The 17941-nt window shown below is 59.7% G+C and carries 17 protein-coding genes; 9 read left to right on the top strand and 8 right to left on the bottom strand.

The genetic code is table 11. From position 1 onward, the window contains the following. Window positions 1-135 precede the first annotated feature (135 nt). Window positions 136-759, bottom strand: a complete 624-nt coding sequence (locus ACJ8PN_RS06555; protein ID WP_351107716.1) for a hypothetical protein — start codon at window positions 757-759, stop codon at window positions 136-138. A gap of 442 nt (window positions 760-1201) precedes the next feature. Between ACJ8PN_RS06555 and ACJ8PN_RS06550 the strand changes: the two genes are divergently transcribed. Continuing rightward, on the top strand, window positions 1202-1888 hold the full coding sequence (locus ACJ8PN_RS06550; protein WP_004931428.1) for a MarC family NAAT transporter: 687 nt from the start codon (window positions 1202-1204) through the stop codon (window positions 1886-1888). Between the two features lie 37 nt (window positions 1889-1925). Here the strand turns inward: ACJ8PN_RS06550 and ACJ8PN_RS06545 are convergent, their stop codons facing one another. The 6 genes from ACJ8PN_RS06545 to ACJ8PN_RS06520 form a co-directional block, all read right to left on the bottom strand. Further along, window positions 1926-3059 carry an ABC transporter substrate-binding protein gene (locus tag ACJ8PN_RS06545; RefSeq protein WP_442534730.1) on the bottom strand — a complete coding sequence of 378 codons (1134 nt, stop codon included), beginning with the start codon at window positions 3057-3059 and terminating at the stop codon, window positions 1926-1928. A gap of 150 nt (window positions 3060-3209) precedes the next feature. Next, window positions 3210-4493: an HAAAP family serine/threonine permease gene (locus tag ACJ8PN_RS06540; protein WP_171453889.1), complete on the bottom strand. Its 1284-nt coding sequence runs from the start codon at window positions 4491-4493 to the stop codon at window positions 3210-3212. A 257-nt stretch (window positions 4494-4750) separates the two neighbouring features. Continuing rightward, the gene (locus tag ACJ8PN_RS06535) at window positions 4751-6088 is read right to left on the bottom strand and encodes a c-type cytochrome (RefSeq protein WP_442534729.1); all 1338 of its coding nucleotides are present in this window, start codon (window positions 6086-6088) and stop codon (window positions 4751-4753) included. A 12-nt stretch (window positions 6089-6100) separates the two neighbouring features. Next, window positions 6101-7882: a GMC family oxidoreductase gene (locus ACJ8PN_RS06530; RefSeq protein ID WP_004931432.1), complete on the bottom strand. Its 1782-nt coding sequence runs from the start codon at window positions 7880-7882 to the stop codon at window positions 6101-6103. Window positions 7883-7884: 2 nt separating this feature from the next. Next, the gene (locus tag ACJ8PN_RS06525) at window positions 7885-8610 is read right to left on the bottom strand and encodes a gluconate 2-dehydrogenase subunit 3 family protein (protein ID WP_046898519.1); all 726 of its coding nucleotides are present in this window, start codon (window positions 8608-8610) and stop codon (window positions 7885-7887) included. A 307-nt stretch (window positions 8611-8917) separates the two neighbouring features. Then, a complete protein-coding gene (locus ACJ8PN_RS06520; RefSeq protein ID WP_004931439.1) occupies window positions 8918-9583 on the bottom strand; it encodes a transglycosylase SLT domain-containing protein in 666 nt (221 codons plus the stop codon). Between the two features lie 109 nt (window positions 9584-9692). Here ACJ8PN_RS06520 and ghoS point away from each other — a divergent pair, with 109 nt between their 5' ends. The 6 genes from ghoS (at window position 9693) to ACJ8PN_RS06490 (ending at window position 14782) form a co-directional block, all read left to right on the top strand. After that, window positions 9693-9992, top strand: coding sequence for a type V toxin-antitoxin system endoribonuclease antitoxin GhoS (gene ghoS, locus ACJ8PN_RS06515; protein ID WP_015377688.1), 300 nt, complete (start codon window positions 9693-9695; stop codon window positions 9990-9992). Between the two features lie 131 nt (window positions 9993-10123). Beyond that, window positions 10124-11068, top strand: a complete 945-nt coding sequence (locus ACJ8PN_RS06510; protein ID WP_442534728.1) for a metal ABC transporter substrate-binding protein — start codon at window positions 10124-10126, stop codon at window positions 11066-11068. After that, window positions 11065-11955, top strand: coding sequence for a manganese/iron ABC transporter ATP-binding protein (locus ACJ8PN_RS06505; protein ID WP_004931446.1), 891 nt, complete (start codon window positions 11065-11067; stop codon window positions 11953-11955). Before ACJ8PN_RS06510 ends, ACJ8PN_RS06505 begins: the two co-directional genes overlap by 4 nt. Continuing rightward, the gene (yfeC, locus tag ACJ8PN_RS06500; protein ID WP_015377686.1) at window positions 11955-12815 is read left to right on the top strand and encodes an iron/manganese ABC transporter permease subunit YfeC; all 861 of its coding nucleotides are present in this window, start codon (window positions 11955-11957) and stop codon (window positions 12813-12815) included. The genes ACJ8PN_RS06505 and yfeC overlap by 1 nt, the downstream gene beginning before the upstream one ends. Next, on the top strand, window positions 12815-13669 hold the full coding sequence (locus ACJ8PN_RS06495) for a metal ABC transporter permease (RefSeq protein ID WP_004931450.1): 855 nt from the start codon (window positions 12815-12817) through the stop codon (window positions 13667-13669). The genes yfeC and ACJ8PN_RS06495 overlap by 1 nt, the downstream gene beginning before the upstream one ends. A 243-nt stretch (window positions 13670-13912) precedes the next feature. Continuing rightward, entirely contained in the window at window positions 13913-14782 is an 870-nt protein-coding gene (locus tag ACJ8PN_RS06490) for a fructosamine kinase family protein (RefSeq protein ID WP_004931452.1), read from the top strand. 35 nt (window positions 14783-14817) lie between these two features. On the opposite strand, the gene ACJ8PN_RS06485 is transcribed toward ACJ8PN_RS06490, so the two are convergent. Further along, window positions 14818-15378 (bottom strand): YniB family protein, encoded by a 561-nt coding sequence (locus ACJ8PN_RS06485; protein WP_004931453.1) that lies wholly within the window; start codon window positions 15376-15378, stop codon window positions 14818-14820. 185 nt (window positions 15379-15563) lie between these two features. Here ACJ8PN_RS06485 and ACJ8PN_RS06480 point away from each other — a divergent pair, with 185 nt between their 5' ends. Together ACJ8PN_RS06480 and hxpB are read left to right on the top strand one after the other, a co-directional pair. Further along, window positions 15564-16844 (top strand): HdeD family acid-resistance protein, encoded by a 1281-nt coding sequence (locus tag ACJ8PN_RS06480; protein ID WP_442534727.1) that lies wholly within the window; start codon window positions 15564-15566, stop codon window positions 16842-16844. Window positions 16845-16908: 64 nt separating this feature from the next. Continuing rightward, window positions 16909-17574, top strand: coding sequence for a hexitol phosphatase HxpB (gene hxpB, locus ACJ8PN_RS06475; protein WP_048323136.1), 666 nt, complete (start codon window positions 16909-16911; stop codon window positions 17572-17574). The last annotated feature ends 367 nt before the right edge of the window (window positions 17575-17941 follow it).

Genomic DNA, 17941 nt, shown 5'->3' with positions numbered 1-17941 from the left:
TTTCAGATCTCGCCCACAATTGCCAGATTGAAACCTCACTGGGTATACAGAATGGAACGCATACCTTCTCAGCCGCATTCGGCTAAGCGAATAGTATCACTAAAATTGTTCCGGATAAATAAAGCGCCGTCGCCCTCACACTTTCGCTTCATTCAGCGCAAAAACGGTCTTCATGTAGCTGAGGGTGGCCAGCAGGCACAGGCCGTAGCCCAGCAGTTCGCAGCCCTCTTCCACCATGTTTTTCACTACCCGGTTATAGCCGTCCAACATCAGCGTTTGCCACAGCGCGCTCATGCCGAACAGGCGTGAAAACACCAGAATGCACAGCAGACCGGCGCACATCATGCCGTAGCCGGGATGCGTCACGAAATCGGCCAGGCCGCGCATCGTCGCCGCAATGTGCCTGGCGGCATGGCACAGACAGACCAAGGTGACCGCCAGCGCGAACCACACCCAGGCGCCGTGCCACAACGCATCGAAAGCGAAGTCCATTTCGCGGATCAGCATGCAGAGAAAGAAGCCGCCGACCAGCATCCAGGCGGAGCGGCGTTCCGCCTGCCGCCAGGCCGCGGCGAAAAAACCGCCGGCGATGGCGAGCAGCAACAGTTCCTGCGCCGCTTCGGTCAGCGAGGTTTCATGCACGAAGTTATGCAACCAGTGCACATCGATAAACACCAGGCCGACCAATGCCGCCATGAAGGCGGCGGAAAGCGCGAATGCGCTGATTTTCCCCAGTAAAAGTTTCAACTCGTCTTGCATAATCAAACTCATTATCGTTTTAAAGCGCGCCTATGGTAGGCAGCTGAGCCTGCGGGGTGTAGCAATTGGTGCTGAACGTCGGCCTTTACCGGCCAATTGCGGCGAAAAAGGCCATAAAACACAAAAATTGTGCATTTTTTCTGAGCGCCGCTCGTTTTTCAGCCTGCGCTCATCATGGGGGCGCGGTATTAACGACGTTATAGAGGCTGATGCATTTTGGTGCGCGTTCGGCGCCGCGGGCGATTGCGGTCAACGACGCCCCGTTGGGATGTGAGGATGAACCTGAGCTCGCCGGCGAGTGCAACGGCAATGATGAAACGCCGGCCGACGGTTAATTAACGTTACGAGCTATCCCCATTGCCGCCAGGCACGCGGCAGGCTAGGCTGTTTAACTCGTAGGCCGCCGCCTGGCGGCCTGAACGTTGCACAGGGAGTCTACTTTATGACGGGTATTTTGCAGTTATTCCAGGCCATCGGACTGGGTTTGGTGCTGCTGTTGCCGCTGGCCAACCCGCTGACCACGGTGGCGTTGCTGCTCGGCTTGTCCGGTAATATGACGCGCGAAGAGCGCAATCAGCAGTCGCTGATGGCCTCGGTTTATGTGTTCTGCATCATGACGGTGGCGTTTTACGCCGGACAGGTGGTGATGAACACTTTCGGTATTTCGATCCCCGGCCTGCGCATCGCCGGCGGCCTAATCGTCGCCTTCATCGGTTTCCGCATGCTGTTCCCGCAACAAAGCGCCGATGAGGCGCCGGAGGTGGAGAGCAAGTCGCACGAGCTGCGCCACAAGACATCGGCCAACATCGCCTTCGTGCCGTTGGCCATGCCGAGCACCGCCGGGCCGGGCACCATCGCGATGATCATCAGCTCGGCGTCGAGCGTCAAAGCGAACACGCTGGGTTTTGAACCCTGGGTGCTGGCCGTAGCGCCGGTCGCCATCTTCCTGACGGTCGCGGTGATCCTGTGGGGCTGCCTGCTCAGCTCCGGCGCCATCATGCGCCTGGTGGGGAAAAGCGGCATCGAGGCAATCTCGCGCCTGATGGGCTTCCTGCTGGTGTGCATGGGGGTACAGTTCATTATCAACGGCGTGCTGGAGATCATCTCCACCTATACGCCGGCCGCCTGATCACACAAAACGGGCGCGATCGTCGCGCCCGTTGCCGTTATTTCCCCATCGGCGCCTGCGCGCCCAAAATGCCCTTGCCTTCCGGCACTTCGGTAAAGCGGCTGAGGATCTCGCTGTAGGTCTTGGCCGGATCCAGATCCGGGAACTGCGCCGGGTAGATAAACTTCGCCAGATACTCCAGCCCCACGATGTTGTACGGATGGTTGTAGAAATTATGGTAGATGCCGTAGAACCGCCCCTCTTTCACCGCCGACACCTGCGCGAAGCCCGGGCGCTGTTTCATGCGGTTGAAAGCCTCATCCACCTGTTGCTGCGTCACGCCATAGCCGAACGGCACCGCGGCATTGGTCTTGCTGGCCCACTGTGAGCCGGAAAGGATGTAGGCGTCCGGTTTCATGGCGATCACTTTTTCCAGCGCCACGTCGCCGGTCGCGCCCGGCAACAGCGCAGAGCCGATGTTGCGCGCGCCGACCGCCTCGACCAGCGCCCCCCAGCCGACGTGCGCATGGGTGAAGCAGCAGGACTCCAGCCCATTCAGGCCAGCCTTGGCTTCAAAAAACACCAGCGGTTTGGGCTCCACCGCCTGCGTTTTGGCCAGAATAGCCTGATAATGCTGCTGATAATAATCAGTATATTGCTTGGCTTCGCTTTCGCGGTTGAGGGTTTCCCCCAGCAGCGTCACGCTTTTCGGCGTGTTTTCTACCGGCTTGAGCATGGTATCGATGAACAGCACCGGCACGTTCAGCGCCTTCAGCTTATCCAGCACGCCGGTTTGGCTCAGCGAAGGCTTGGAGCGCAGCTGGGCGATCATCAGATCGGGCCGCTTGGCGATCACGCTCTCCAGGTTCACTTCACCCTTATCGCTGAATCCCATATCGATGATGTTTTTCGCCCCCGGCCATTTGCTCTGCAAGATATCCCAGGTCGCCGCATCGCTTTTCTTCAGCAGGTTATTCCAGGCCACCAGCCGGCCGAACGGATTGGCGCGATCGAGCAGCGCCAGCGTGAGAATGTCGCGCCCGTCCTGCACCACGATGCGTTTCGGCTCTTGCTGGAGGGTGATCGTCTGGCCGGACGTGTCGGTCAGCGTCAGCGGATAAGTGGTGGCCATCGCCGGAGAGGCGAGCAAGGCGGCGCAAACCAGCGCCGGCAAAATGATTCGACGGTGCACGAAAAACTCCTTAGTCATGAATACATTCAGAAAATACTAATGAGAATGGCTTGCATTATCAAAGATAACGCCCGGCATGCTGGCGATTAATTGCAAAGGGATGTGTAAAGGAAGGATAAGAGGCGCGCCGGAAGCGGCGCGCCCAGGGGATCACATCAGGCCGTAGATCAGCGCCGACAGCGCAATCAGGCCCATCACCAGCACGAAGACGTTGCTCGCCGCGCGGTACTGGCGCATGGCCGGCACCGCACGCACGGCGTACATCGGCAGAATGAACAGGATGGCGGCAATCAGCGGGCCGCTGATGGTTTCGATGATGTGCAGCGCGCTGGGGTTCCATACCGTCGCCGCCCAGGTGAGCAGGAACAGAGACACCGCCGAGATGCGGTGCGTCATGCGCGAGCTGAGCGGCTTGCCGACCGCGCGCGTGACGCCGTCGATCAGGCTGGTCGCCCCTTCCGTCACCCCCAGCGAAGTGCCGAGATAGGATTTGGCCATCGCCAGCATCGCCATCACCGGGCCAAGGTAGGCGATCAGCGGGTTGGAGAACTTGTTGGCCAGCGTAGTCAGCACCGTGATGTTCTGCTCTTTCGCCTGCAGCATGTCTTCATGAGACAGGCTCAGCACGCAGCTGAACACGAAGAACAGCACGGTAACGCAGATCAGCACATAGCTATAGCGCATGATGCGCGCGCAGCGGCGTTCCGCCTTGTCGCCGTACAGGCTCTTCTGGGTCGAGGCGAAGGAAGAGATGATCGGCGCATGGCTGAAGGAGAACACCATCACCGGCACGGCCAGCCACAGCGAATGCCACAACCCCGGCGTGTCGAAGCGGGTGGCGGCCAGGCCGTGCACGAAGTTGGCGGTATTCCAGCTCGGCATCAGATAGAGCGAAATGCCCATCAGGAACACCAGCAGTGGGAACACCAGCATGCCCATCGCCGCCACGATGCTGTCTTTGCCGCGCAGCAGCACCAGATTGAGCACCACCACCACCGCCAGGCTCAGCCAGATGCGCGGCAGCGGGGCCACGTGGAACTGATGGATCAGGAAGCTGTCCAGCGCGTTGGTGATCGAAATGCTGTACACCAGCACGATCGGGAAGAACGCCATCAGATACAGCATCATGATGATTTTGCCGGCCAGCACGCCGAAGTGTTCCACCACCACATCGTGAATGTTGCCGTCGCGGCTGGAGCCGGAAAGCACGAAGCGGCTGAGCGCGCGGTGCGGCAAATAGGTCAGCGGGAAAGCGAACAGCGCCATCAACAGCAACACCAGCGGGCCGTTCAGGCCGGCGTTGATCGGCAAGAACAACGTACCGGCACCCACCGCAGTCGCATAGAGACCGAACATCCAGACGGTGTCGGTTTTGTTCCATTTGGCAGGCTGAGCGGCCGTCAGCGTGCCTGAATCGGGAGAAATCGTACTCATGAGACAGTCTACCTTAATCTGCGGCGACAACGATTGCGCCTAACGGGATATCCTTCTCCGCGAGTTTTTTAATAATAATCAGTGAATTAAAGCGATATTTCATACTTACGCCTGATGAAAGGACGGCAAAGGATAATGAAAAATCCGCTGCGGGTCTATGTTTTATCGGCTGAATGAACGATTTGCGAACACAATGTGCTGAAAAAAACGGCGCACTCAGTAAAAACTAAGGGCCCCTTGCGGAGCCCTTGAGCGGTTTATTTCTTCGCGTCCGGATGGTCCGGCACCTCGGCGCTGCCCATCTCCTTCTCGTCGCGGATCATCGAGCGGTCTTTACGCACGTCGGCCACGTCGGAAGCGCTCACCGGTTTGGCGCTGTTGCCCCAGCTCGAGCGGATGAAGTTCACCACGTCCGCCACCTGCTGATCGTTCAGACGCCAGCCAAACGGCGGCATGGTGATGTTGGATACCGCCCCCTGCACCGCCGGCGTAGTGTTGCCGGTCAGCACGATGTGGATCAGCGAAGTCGCGTCCTCGGTCTGCACCACCGGATTGCCCCTCAGCGACGGGAAGGCGCGCTTGTAGCCCACGCCGTCGGTGCGATGGCAGGCCGCGCAGTTATCGACATACAGCGCCGCGCCAGGCTTGCTGTCATCGCCACGCCACAGATCCTTGGCCACGCTGTCTTCGACCGGCGCCGCCTGCTGCTTGCCGTCTTTCGGCGGCAGCGATTTCAGGTAGCGCGCGATGGCGGTCAGATCGTCGTCGCTCAGGTATTGCAGGCTGTGCTCCACAACGTCGCTCATGCCGCCGAACACGATCGCCTTGTCGTTACGGCCGGTTTTCAGGAACTCGGTCAGCTCGGCTTCGCTCCAGCTGCCCAGGCCATCCTTGCGGTCGCCGCGCAGGCTGGAAGCCACCCACCCGTCGATCGGCGCATTGCTGCCGGACAGGTAGTCGTCGCTTTCGCTGTTGCTCAACGCTTTTTCCTGCATGGTGATGCTGCGCGGGGTATGGCAAGCGCCACAGTGGCCCAGGCCTTCCACCAGGTAGCGTCCGCGTTCAATCACCGGATCGGCCTTGGCGTCGGCAACGAAGTCCGCCGGCGACGGCGCAAACATGCCGCGCCAGATGCTCAGCGGCCAGCGCATCGACAGCGGCCACGGGATGTCGGAGTCCTTGTTGGCCTGTTCCACCGGCTGCACGCCGTGCATGAAATAGGCATACATGGCGCGCATGTCGTCCTCTTTCACCAGCGCGAACGACGGGTACGGCATCGCCGGGTACAGGGTGCTGCCGTTTTTGGCTACGCCCTTACGCACCGCGTTGTCGAAATCCTCGAAGCTGTAATCGCCGATGCCGGTTTTCTTGTCCGGCGTGATGTTGGTCGAGTAGATGGTGCCGATCGGCGTCTCCATCGCCAGGCCGCCGGCGAAGGTTTTGCCGTTCTTGCCATCGGTATGGCAGGCCACGCAGTCACCGGCGCGCGCCAGGTACTCGCCGCGCTTGATCAGCTCGCTGCTGACGGTGGCGTCCTGCGCCCAAACGGAAAAACTCACTGCACTGAGAACCAGTGCCGGTACAAATGCTTTCATCGTTCGCCGTCCTTATGCCTGCACCAATGGGCCTGGGTTTTTCAGATACTGCTCGCGAATGGCGCGGGCAGACCAGTAAGCCAGCGCCGCCACGGTGCCGGTCGGGTTGTAGCCCAGCCCTTGCGGGAAGGCCGATGCGCCGATCGAGAACACGTTGTGCACGTCCCAGCTCTGCAGATAGCGGTTGACCGCGCTGGTCTTCGGATCTTCCCCCATCACCGCACCGCCGTTCATGTGGGTAGTCTGGTAGCTGGTGGTGTCGAAGTGGCTGTTGGCGTTTTTCGGGCTGCCGGCGATCAGTTTCGGGTTCATCGCCTTGGCGATCGGCGCCATCTTGTCGTACATGAACTGCGCCATCTTGATGTCGTTTTCCTGCCAGTCGAACGTCATGCGCAGCAGCGGCTGGCCGAACACGTTCTTGTAGTTGGGATCGAGATCCAGATAGTTGTTGCGGTACGACTGGTGCGCGCCGTGGGCGTCCATCGAGACGTGATGGGTGTAGGCATCCGCCACCGCCGCTTTCCACTTGCTGCCCCAGGCCGGGGTGCCCGGCGGGGTCGGCAGGCCGGAGATCGGCTTGGTGCCCGCCTGGTTGACCCAGAACGGCGAACCGCCGACGAAGCCTTCTTTGGCGTGATCGAAGTTGTCGGCGTTGAAGTCATCCACGCCCACGCCGTTGCCGCCGGCGCCGATGAACGGGTTGGTGAACACGTCTTTATCAAAGAACGCCTTGATGGTGGTCATGTTCTGGTAGGCGAAGTTGCGCCCGACCACGCCTTCGCCGGTCACCGGATCGTAAGGCTTGCCGATGCCGGACAGCAGCATCAGGTGCACGTTGTGGAACTGGAACGCGCCCAGGATCACCAGATCGGCCGGCTGTTCAATCTCGCGGCCCTGCGCATCGACGTAGTTCACGCCGGTGGCGCGGGATTTGTCGTCGGTCAGGTTGACCTTCAGCACGTTGGCGTTGGTGCGCAGCTCGAAGCGTTTCTCCATGCGCAGCGCCGGCAAGATGTTGACGTTCGGCGAGGCCTTGGAATACATGTAGCAGGCGTAGCCGCTGCAGAAACCGCAGAAGTTGCACGGGCCCATCTGCGCGCCGTACGGGTTGGTGTAAGAATCCGAGGTGTTGGCGGACGGCAGGTTGTAAGGGTGGTAACCCACCTCCAGCGCCGCTTTCTCGAACAGCTGAGCGGAGTAGGTATTTTTCTGCGCCGGCAGCGGGAAGTCGTCGGAGCGATCCGGCGCAAAGCGGTTACCGCCCTTCTGCGCCACTTTCTGCCCTTTGATGGTCCAGGCGGTGCCGGAGGTGCCGAACACTTTCTCCGCCTTGTCGAAGAACGGCTCCAGCTCGTCGTAAGTCACGCCGAAGTCCTGGATGGTCATGTCCTTCGGAATGAAGTTTTTGCCGTAACGCTCTTCATAATGGCTGCGCATGCGCAGTTCGATCGGATCGACGCGGAAATGCACGCCCGACCAGTGCAGGCCGGCGCCGCCGACGCCGGTGCCCGGCAGGAACGCCGCCAGCTGGCGGTAAGGCACCGCGGTCTGGCTGCTGTTATGGCGAATGGTGACGGTGCTTTTCGACAGATCCTGGAACAGCTTGCGCCGAATGTTATAGGTCAGCTCGTCGATCACCTGCGGGTAAGAACCGTCCGGATAGGTGTCGCGCATCGGGCCGCGCTCCAGCGCCACCACGTTGAGGCCGGCCTCGGTCAGCTCTTTGGCCATGATCGCGCCCACCCAGCCGAAGCCGACGATCACCGCATCTACTTTTTTCATTACCGTTGCCATGGTTAGCCCCTCTCCCCACGAATCGAGACCGGCGGGAAGGGATAACGCTCCCCTCGCTCAACCCAGTCCATAAAATCGGCGCGCGCGCCCGGAAAATTAATCAGCTTCCAACCCACCATGTCTTTGTTGCCGCCATGGATAGGATCGCTGAAGAAACCTTCGCGGGTGTTTTGCAGCAGATAGGAGAAGAACAGTTTCGACGGCAGTTGCTGGAACTCCGCCTCGCCGGACTCGAACTTTTGCAGCAGAGCGTCCTGCTGCGCGCCATCCAGTTCGGCGAAGGGCTTGCCGGCGGTTTTCTTGCTGTAGGCGTCGGCGTCTGCGATGCCGAGGTTGTAGATTTGCTTGGGCACCAGCGGCAACTGATAGCCCATCTCCTTCGGCACATCGGGGTTGAACGGCCCCTGCATGTACCAGATGGAGCCGGTGGCATACGGGGTGTTCATCTGACGATCGATAAACTCCGGCACGCCGGCTTCCAGCGCGCCGGGGCCGCGATCGTCGGCCGGGATCAGGCGCGCGACGGCGGCCTTGATGAAGGCCCACTCTTCCGGGGTGAAAAAGGTCGGTTGGTAATCGTTCTGCGTTGAGGTGTTCGAGGCTGCGACCGCCGGTGTCGGTGCCGTCAGCGCGCCAACGCCGCTGCCACCAATTACCGCCGCAGGAATTAAGGTCATCGATTTCAACAAGAAATCGCGCCGCGAATTGTTGGTTTTATGATTCGACATGTCACATTCCATCCAAAGATAGTCACAACTATTTAACCGCAACCTTGCGATCGATACGGGTTTTTAAAATAATTTGTTACTTATTTGTATATTTATTGAAGGTCAGAATGCGTACAAAAGCAAAAATGTTACCGGTAACTTATTGAATGAACGTAAAGATTTATCTGCTAACGTAAATTTAACTTTTTGTGCGGTTTTTCCGATAAGCGGTGAGGAAATAACGAAAAATGAGAGGTGGGTCGCGCGCTGGAACGGTGCCGAAAACAAAATCGGCCGCGTTCAGCGGCCGATTCGACAAAAGAGAGGATTACTGCGACATCGCCTGGTAGGCGGTGGTCACCTTCCACAAATAGCGCGGCGCCTGCGGTGCCGGGTGCTTTTTCTGGATGTGCTGATAAAACTCATCCGGGCTCATCTGATTGATGCGATTGACCGCCACGCGCTTGTCCGAGGAGAAGGTGCGCAACATGGCGCCCGCCCCGTTCACGTACGAAACGATGGTGGCGTAACGTAAAGTCTGTGGGTTGTTGATTCCGGCTAGCTGCTGGCTTTGAAGAATATTGATATAGGCCGTTCCCAGATCAATATTGACCGCCGGATCCTTCAGCTCACGCGAGCTGGGTTGCCCGCTTCGTCCCTTCATGCGATAGGCGTCGCGGCCGGCGGTAGAAGCCTTAAGCTGCATCAATCCCACTGCGTTCGAGGTGCTGACCACGTTCGGGTTAAACCCGGACTCCACCTGAATAATCGCTTTAATCAGCGTTTCGTCAACGCCATAGTTGCTGGCCGCCTGACGAATGTAATCGTTATAAGCAACCGGGGTGCCCGTGCGGTTTACCGGTGCCTGCGGAGGGGGTTTTAACCAACCGCCGCGCGTTGTGCCACTGCCTGAAATATTGCTTGCCGTTTGCGGGTCTTTGGCGCACCCCGACAAAAGTAAAATTGCCGTAAGGCAACCTATTTTTGTTTTCACAGAATCCCTCACTCCTTTCAATGAGTTGCGTAGCATATACAACTTGTAAGGACACCTGCAGTAATTTTTTGGGCTAATCTCAAGCTATCCATATACCAAGAGGTGATTTATGAGTCAATCTGCAACAAGCTGCTTTGTGGTGACTTTTCGCTATCAGGAAGAGGGATTAACCGACCTGGCGAAGCTGACCGGGCAATTGACGCGAGAGGGTTTTGTCACGTCGGTGACAGACGAAAATGGCGTTCACCACGAACTCGGCAGCAACAGTTTTGCGTTCATAACCGTGCTGGATCAAGAGGATGTACTGCGCCTGGCGCAGGGGTTCGGGCAGTTGGCATTGGGAAAACAGCCGGAGGTGGCGATATGCAGCTGTGAGGACTACCTTCAGCGGTTACATACTGATACATAAAATGCTATAACTCCCCGGACGGTATTATTTTTTCAGTTGGAGAAATACCCCGCCGGCGGTGGGCAAGTGGCGCTTGACTTCGCTTCAATTGATATTGATAATCATTTTCATTTGAACCAGGAGACGTCATCATGCCATTGATAAGTTGCGCTTTTCGTCGCAGTCGCCCTTCCCGCTCTGCCGCATTGTTACGCCCTTTCACGCTCGCCTGCCTGCTGCTCGGCGCCGCCTTGGTCAGCCAAAACGCGCTGGCGGAAAAAAAGCTGCGCGTGGTGACCACCTTCACCATCATTCAGGATATCGCCCAGAACGTGGCCGGTGACGCCGCCGTGGTGGAATCCATCACCAAGCCGGGCGCCGAGATCCACGACTATCAACCGACTCCGCGCGACATCGTCAAGGCACAGCACGCCGACCTGATCCTGTGGAACGGCATGAACCTGGAGCGCTGGTTCCAGCGTTTCTTCGAAAACATCAAACAGGTGCCGGCGGCGGTAGTCACCGAAGGCATTACCCCGCTGCCGATCCGCGAAGGGCCCTATAACGGCAACCCGAACCCGCATGCCTGGATGTCGCCAAGCAACGCGCTGGTGTATATCGAGAATATCCGCAAGGCGCTGGTGGAGCACGATCCGGCCAATGCGGAAACCTATAACCGCAATGCCAAGGCCTACGCAGAGAAAATCGGCGCGCTGGACACCCCGCTGCGCGAACGCCTGGCGCGCATTCCGGCCGCACAGCGCTGGCTGGTGACCAGTGAAGGTGCCTTCAGCTACCTGGCGCAGGACTATCAGTTGAAAGAGGTTTATCTGTGGCCGATCAACGCCGATGAGCAAGGCTCGCCGCAGCAGGTGCGCCGGGTGATCGACGCCGTGCGCACCCACCATATCCCGGTGGTGTTCAGCGAGAGCACCATTTCCGACAAGCCGGCCAGGCAGGTGGCGAAAGAAACCGGCGCCAAATACGGCGGCGTGCTGTACGTGGACTCGCTGTCCACCCGCGATGGCCCGGTGCCGACCTACATCGACCTGCTTAACACCACCGTGCAAACCATCGCCAAAGGATTCGATCAATGACCCATGAACCGTTTGTCCGCCCTGAATTGAACGTGGACGACGTCACCGTAACCTACAACAACGGGCATACCGCCATTCACAACGCCAGCTTCACCCTGAGCGGCGGTTCGATCTGCGCATTGGTCGGCGTCAACGGCAGCGGCAAATCGACGCTGTTCAAAAGCATCATGGGCCTGGTCAGACCCACCGCTGGCCAGGTGTCGCTGAGCGACAAGCCGGTGGCGGACGCGCTGAAAAAAAACCTGATCGCCTACGTGCCGCAGACCGAAGACGTCGACTGGAACTTCCCGGTGCTGGTGGAGGACGTGGTAATGATGGGCCGCTACGGCAAGATGAACTTCCTGCGCATTCCGTCACGTGAGGACAGGTTGCGGGTCGACAAGGCGCTGGAGCGCGTCGGCCTGAGCGAGCTGCGCGGCCGGCAGATCGGCGAGCTGTCCGGCGGCCAGAAGAAGCGCGTATTTCTGGCGCGCGCGCTGGCGCAACAGGGCACGGTGCTGCTGCTGGATGAGCCTTTCACCGGCGTGGATGTGAAAACCGAGAATGCGATTATCGAGCTGCTGCGCGCGCTGCGCGACGAGGGCCATCTCATTTTGGTCTCCACCCACAACCTCGGCAGCGTGCCGGAGTTTTGCGATCGGGTGATCCTCATCAACCGCACGGTGCTGGCCGCTGGCCCGACCGAGACCACCTTCACCCAGAGCAACCTGGAGCAGGCGTTCGGCGGCGTGCTGCGCCATATCAACCTTTCCGGCCCGGATCTGCACGACGACAACGATCCGCGCACCGTCACGGTGTTGACCGACGATGAACGCCCGGCGGTGTTCTACGGCCACACCAAAAGCGATCCGCCGGCCAACAGCCAGGCCAGGGAGAAACAATCCTGATGCTGGACCTTCTGCTGCAACCTTTCAGTTACAACTACATGGTGAAGGCCATCTGGGTCAGCGCCATCGTCGGCGCCGCCTGCGCGTTCCTGTCCGCCTACCTGATGCTGAAAGGGTGGTCGCTGATGGGCGATGCGCTGTCGCACTCGGTGGTGCCCGGCGTGGCCGGCGCCTACGCCCTCGGCCTGCCCTACGCCGCCGGTGCCTTCTTCACCGGCATGCTGGCGGCGCTGGCGATGACGCTGGTGCGCCACATCACCCGGCTGCGCGAAGACGCCATCATCGGCTTTATCTTCTCCACCTTCTTCGCCGTCGGCCTGCTGATCGTGTCGCTCAACCCCACCTCGGTCAACGTACAGTCGATCATCTTCGGCAATATCCTCGGCATCGCCGACGAAGACGTGCTGCAGGTGGAAATCATCATCGGCGTTTCGCTGCTGATCCTGTGCCTGGTGTGGAAAGATCTGCTGGCGGTGTTCTTCGACGAAAGCCACGCGGTGTCGATCGGCCTGTCGCCGCTGAAGCTGAAGATCCTGTTCTTCACCCTGCTCAGCGCCTGCACCGTCGCCGCGCTGCAAACCGTCGGCGCCATTTTGGTGATCGCCATGGTGATCACCCCGGGCGCCACCGCCTACCTGCTGACCGATCGCTTCAGCCGGCTGGTGATCATCGCCATCATCATCGGCGCATTGACCAGCGGCATCGGCGCCTACCTGAGTTTCTTCCTCGACGGCGCCACCGGCGGCGTGATCGTCACCCTGCAAACGCTGGTATTCCTGGCGGCGTTCTTCTTCGCGCCGAAACACGGCCTGCTGGCATCCCGGCGCCGCGTGGCACATTCGCAAACCGGAGGCCGCTGATGGACACCCTGTATCAACTGCTCAGCGAACCCTTCGCCTACCCGTTCATGCAGCGGGCGATCGTCGCAGCCATCGTTACCGGCGTGGTGTGCGCCGTGCTCTCCTGCTATCTGGTGCTCAAGGGCTGGTCGCTGATGGGCGACGCCATCTCGCACGCCGTCTTGCCCGGCATCGTAGTGGCGTTCGTGGTCGGCATCCCGCTGGCGATCGGCGCCTTCCTCTCCGGCATCTTTTGCGCGGTAGCCACCGGCTACCTGAAAGAGAACAGCCGGGTGAAAGAGGACACGGTGATGGGCATCGTCTTTTCCGGCATGTTCGCCTTCGGCCTGGTGCTGTTCTCGCGCATCGATACCGACCAGCACCTGAGCCACATTCTGTTCGGCAACATGCTGGGCATTACCGACGGCGAACTGAAGCAAACCCTGCTGATCGCCGGCATCACCCTGGCGGTGGTGCTGCTCAAGCGCAAAGACTTCATGCTGTACTGCTTCGATCCGCACCATGCGCGGGTGATTGGCCTGCCGGTCAAGCTGCTGCACTACGGATTACTGTGCCTGCTGGCGATGACCATCGTCGCCTCGCTGCAGGCCGTGGGGGTGATCCTGGTGATCGCCATGCTGATCGCCCCCGGCATCATCGCCTTTATGCTGTGCCGCCGCTTCGACCGCATGCTGATGGTGGCGACGGTGGTGTCGGTGTTCTCCTGCGTGCTCGGCACCCTGATCAGCTTCCACATCGACGGCGCCACCGGCCCCTGCATCGTCATCGTACAGGCCGCGCTGTTCGTTATCGCCTTGTTGTACAGTAAATTGCGTCCGTTACAGCGTAACCAAACCGCCTTGAGCGACCGTTAAACGCCCTCCTCTGATGCGGCGGCGCTCTCCGCCGCATCTTATCCTCCCCTCGCTTATCCGTTCCGTTGTCATCAAGTTGCAACCGGTATTGCGCTTAAATTAATCAATAGGGTATATACTTTGAGCTGGTGAGGCGCTGAAAAAATCGCCGCCTTTGACGCCGGCTGTGCGCCGCGTCGTGTTTTCACCACGGGAAAGACGCTAACCTAATGAATTATCAGGCAGCACAGAGGGGGAAATACCATGTGGCAAGCCGTTAGCCGTCTGTTAAGTGAACATCTTGGCAGCGCAGAGATACGCGAAAGGATTGAACTGCCCGGGGGCGACATTCACCCGGCGTGGCGCGTGAGTTACGGTGACAACGAGGTGTTCGTGAAATGCGACGCCCGTGAACAACTGCCGATATTCACCGCCGAGGCCGATCAGCTGGCGTTGCTGGCGCGCAGCAAAAGCGTGCGGGTGCCGGAAGTGTACGGCGTCGGCAGCGATCGCGACTACAGCTTCCTGCTGCTGGAGTATCAGCAGCTGAAACCCCTCGACGCTCACGGCGCCTACTGCCTGGGCCAACAGCTGGCGCATTTGCACCAGTGGAGCGAGCAACCGCAGTTCGGTCTCGACTTCGACAGCGATCTGACCACCACCCCGCAACCCAACGCCTGGCAACGCCGCTGGTCGGAATTCTTCGCCGAGCAGCGCATCGGCTGGCAGCTGCAGCTGGCGGCGGAAAAAGGCATGACCTTCGGCGACATCGACGACATCGTCGATCGGGTGTATCTGCGCTTGCAGCACCACCAGCCGCAGCCTTCCCTGCTGCACGGCAACCTGTGGCCGGGCAACTGCGCGATGACCGCCCACGGGCCGATACTGTTCGATCCGGCCAGCTACTGGGGCGACCGAGAGTGCGATTTGGCGATGCTGCCACTGTATCCGGAGCTGCCGCCGCAGATCTACGACGGCTATCAGAGCGTGTGGCCGCTGGGGGCCGGGTTTATCGAGCGCCAGCCGCTGTATCAGCTGTACTACCTGCTCAACCGCAGCAACCTGTTCGGCGGCCAGCATTTGGTGGCTGCGCAACGTGCGGTGGAGGCGCTGTTGCAGCCGGAAGCGTCATAACGTTCCGGGGCGCCGCTCGGCGCCCCGTCCATGGTTCAGGCCGCGCCGGCCAACTGCCCCAACAGGCGGATCACGAACCAGGCGATCACCGCAATCACAATCGGCAGGATGTACAGTGGAAAGTACTGCAGGAAAATGGTGTGGTGCGGCAGCGTGATGCGTTCCTCCAGTTGCTGACGCGTGTGCCCTTCGCTGCCCTTGGCCTGCTCCAGGATCATCTGATCTTCCAGCCCTTCGCGAATGAACTTGACCTGGCGCGACATGCGCGCGCCGGAAGCCTGCAATGCCAGCCCGACGAAGATCAATATATAGATGATGATGAACATCAAATTGGCGCCGCTGAACAGGCTTTTATCCACGTCCGGCACCGGCGAGTTGTACCAGAAAAGGTTCAGGAACGGCGTATTGAAACGCACCATGTCCACCATCACGTGGACAAAATCCAGCATCACTGCGTTGATGCCCTTGGTTTTTTCACTGTGCTGATAGATAAAGCCCAGCACGGAAATCAGCGTCGACAGCAACGCCGGGATAAAAACCACCCATCCGAGAATGCGTTTCAAAATGGCGATACGCCCGGCCTGTTGATACGTCATGTGTTCCCCTTGTTAGCGACGTAACCGAATCGGCTAAGTCTACCTGCAGTTGGCGAAACTCGCCCACCGTTTTCTTCATTCCCGCTGTGCTACAAGCTTAGCCGAATTCGCCGAAATCAACTGCTTAACGCCATCCGGGCACTATCATTGAAGAGATAACGTTATCCGTTTAGCCAGAGGCCGCCATGATTCGACTGATTATCTTATTGCTGGGCTCGCAGGCGCTGCACGGCCAGCGCCGCCTGCTGGTGCTGTTCGGTTGGCTGTGGATAGCCGCAGGGGCGCTGATGCTGTTCGACATACTGCAGGATGGCCGGTCCGTGCTGGCGCTGGATGCGCTGGCGGTCATCCTGGCGCTGGAGGGACTGGTGGCGATATCCGCCGCGCTGGTGATCGGCTCTTCGGCCAGCAGGCCGGTGCTGCTGAAGGGGCTGGGCTTCGTGTTTATGGCCTTTTTAACGTTGGACGTGCCCGCAGACGATAACATCGTCGCCACCGTGGTGTTTGGCAGCGCGCTGCTGCTTGACGGCGCCGTGCGCATCGCCTCCTCCACGGTGATTCAACACAGTCGATGGAAAGGCGTGGCGCTGGCGGGCGGCGGCGAGATCCTGCTTTCGTTGATGATTTTTGTCGGCTGGCCGGCGCCGCATCGGATGACGGTGCCCTTTTGCCTCGGCGTGATGATGGTGCTTTCCGGCTGGGCTTTATTGCGTATCGCCCGCAGACTGACAAACTTCTCTCTGAATCAGAACCCCGCGGGGCAGCCACCGCACCCGGAGGATGAGACTGCGCCGCTCACGGTGTATGTCTGGACACCGATTGGTGCGGCTAAAGATCCGCGCCGGCGTTACATCGTCGACCGATACATCGCGGCGGTCGACGGCGGCGGCAATATCTCCACCGGTCACGCCGCCCTGGCGCTCGCGCCGGACGTGTATATCAGCCACTACCCGCTCAACGACATCAGCCATTCCGTTCAGGATTTCCGTCAGTTGCTGCATGCGGGCGAACAGAACAACGTCGACGGGCGTTTCCTGCCCGACCTGGCGGGCGAGATCGCCAGTTGGTGCCCACCGGACAAGAAAATTCAATTCTACCGCTATAACCCGGCGGCGCTGCGCGCATTCTGGCTGCGTTATCGGCAGGACGCCACCTACAATCTGACCCGGCGCAACTGCTCCACCACTGTCATCGGCGCGCTCGACAGCGCGCTGGAAGGCGTGCTGGGCGATAAACATCTGTGGCGCCGTTTTCTGCTGCTGGTGCTGGATCCCAACCTGTGGATGCTGGCAGTACTGCGCAGCCGCGGAGAAAGCATGACCTGGACGCCGGGGTTGGTGCTGGACTATGCGCGCATGTTGCAACAGGTTTCCGAGCGCCAGCACCAACGTTGGTGGCTAAAGCTGCGCGAGGTGTGGAATATCCTGCGTTTTGGCAAAAGCCAAACGCGCAGGCAAAGGTTTTAGTCTCGTCACCGGCGATGATAAAGTGTCGGGCACATTCACCCGCGCCGGCAGGAGTTAACCGTTAATGGCTTATTCGCAACGCATTGAAACCGCAATTTTTGATATGGACGGCTTGTTGATCGACTCGGAACCGCTGTGGCTGCAGGCCGAGCTGGATATCTTCGGCGCGCTGGGCCTGGATCTGTCCGACCGTCACAAGCTGCCGGACACGCTGGGGCTGCGCATCGATCTGGTGGTGAAAATGTGGTACCAGGCGATGCCGTGGCAAGGGGTTACGCTTGAAGAGGTGTCGGCGCGGATTATCGAGCGCGCCATCGAGCTGGTGCACGAGACGCGCCCGCTGCTGCCGGGCGTTCAGCAGGCGCTGGAGCTGTGCCGCAGCCAGGGACTGAACATCGGTCTCGCCTCCGCCTCGCCGCTGCACATGCAACGGCAGGTGCTGAAGATGTTCGATCTTGAAGGCTACTTCGATCAATTGGTTTCCGCCGAATACCTGCCGTACAGCAAACCGCATCCGGAGGTCTACCTGATCGCCGCCGAACGCCTGGGCAGCGATCCGCTGCGCTGCATCACGCTGGAAGATTCCTTTAACGGCATGATCGCCACCAAGGCCGCGCGCATGCGTTCCATCGTGATCCCGGCCGCCGAATACCGCCACGACCCGCGCTGGGCGCTGGCGGATCACCAGTTGGAGACCCTCGAACAGCTCACCCCTGCCCACTTTGCCTGATTCTGCGGCGCCGGCCACCGGCGCCCTGGGTTTGCCGCTCTGCGGCATAAAAGGGATCCGCACCGCAAAATAAACGAAACACCGTTTCATTTTATTGAATTGGCGTGACGTTCTCATTATGCTGCATGGCAGGGAAAGCGACGGCCCGCAGCGCGTTGTCACTGCCACGCAGCGCGCTTCAAGGCCGTCGCTTCCTCCCGCCGCACGCCGTAAAACCGCGCTCGTTGCTTTCCGTTTCACGCCCCCCATTGCCCGCTTTTTGTTCTCGCCCGTCAAAATCGATGATTTGTTACCCATTGCCGTAACAAGCCGTTGTAAAACAGGGGAAAATAAACAATTGGTTACAGGGTAACTGCTTCCACTACTG

This window comes from Serratia sp. CY76391, from assembly GCF_052166695.1.
Lineage (GTDB): Bacteria > Pseudomonadota > Gammaproteobacteria > Enterobacterales > Enterobacteriaceae > Serratia > Serratia nematodiphila.
The sequence above is the reverse complement of the archived record's forward strand: the minus strand, read 5'-3'. Positions and strand labels throughout refer to the sequence as shown.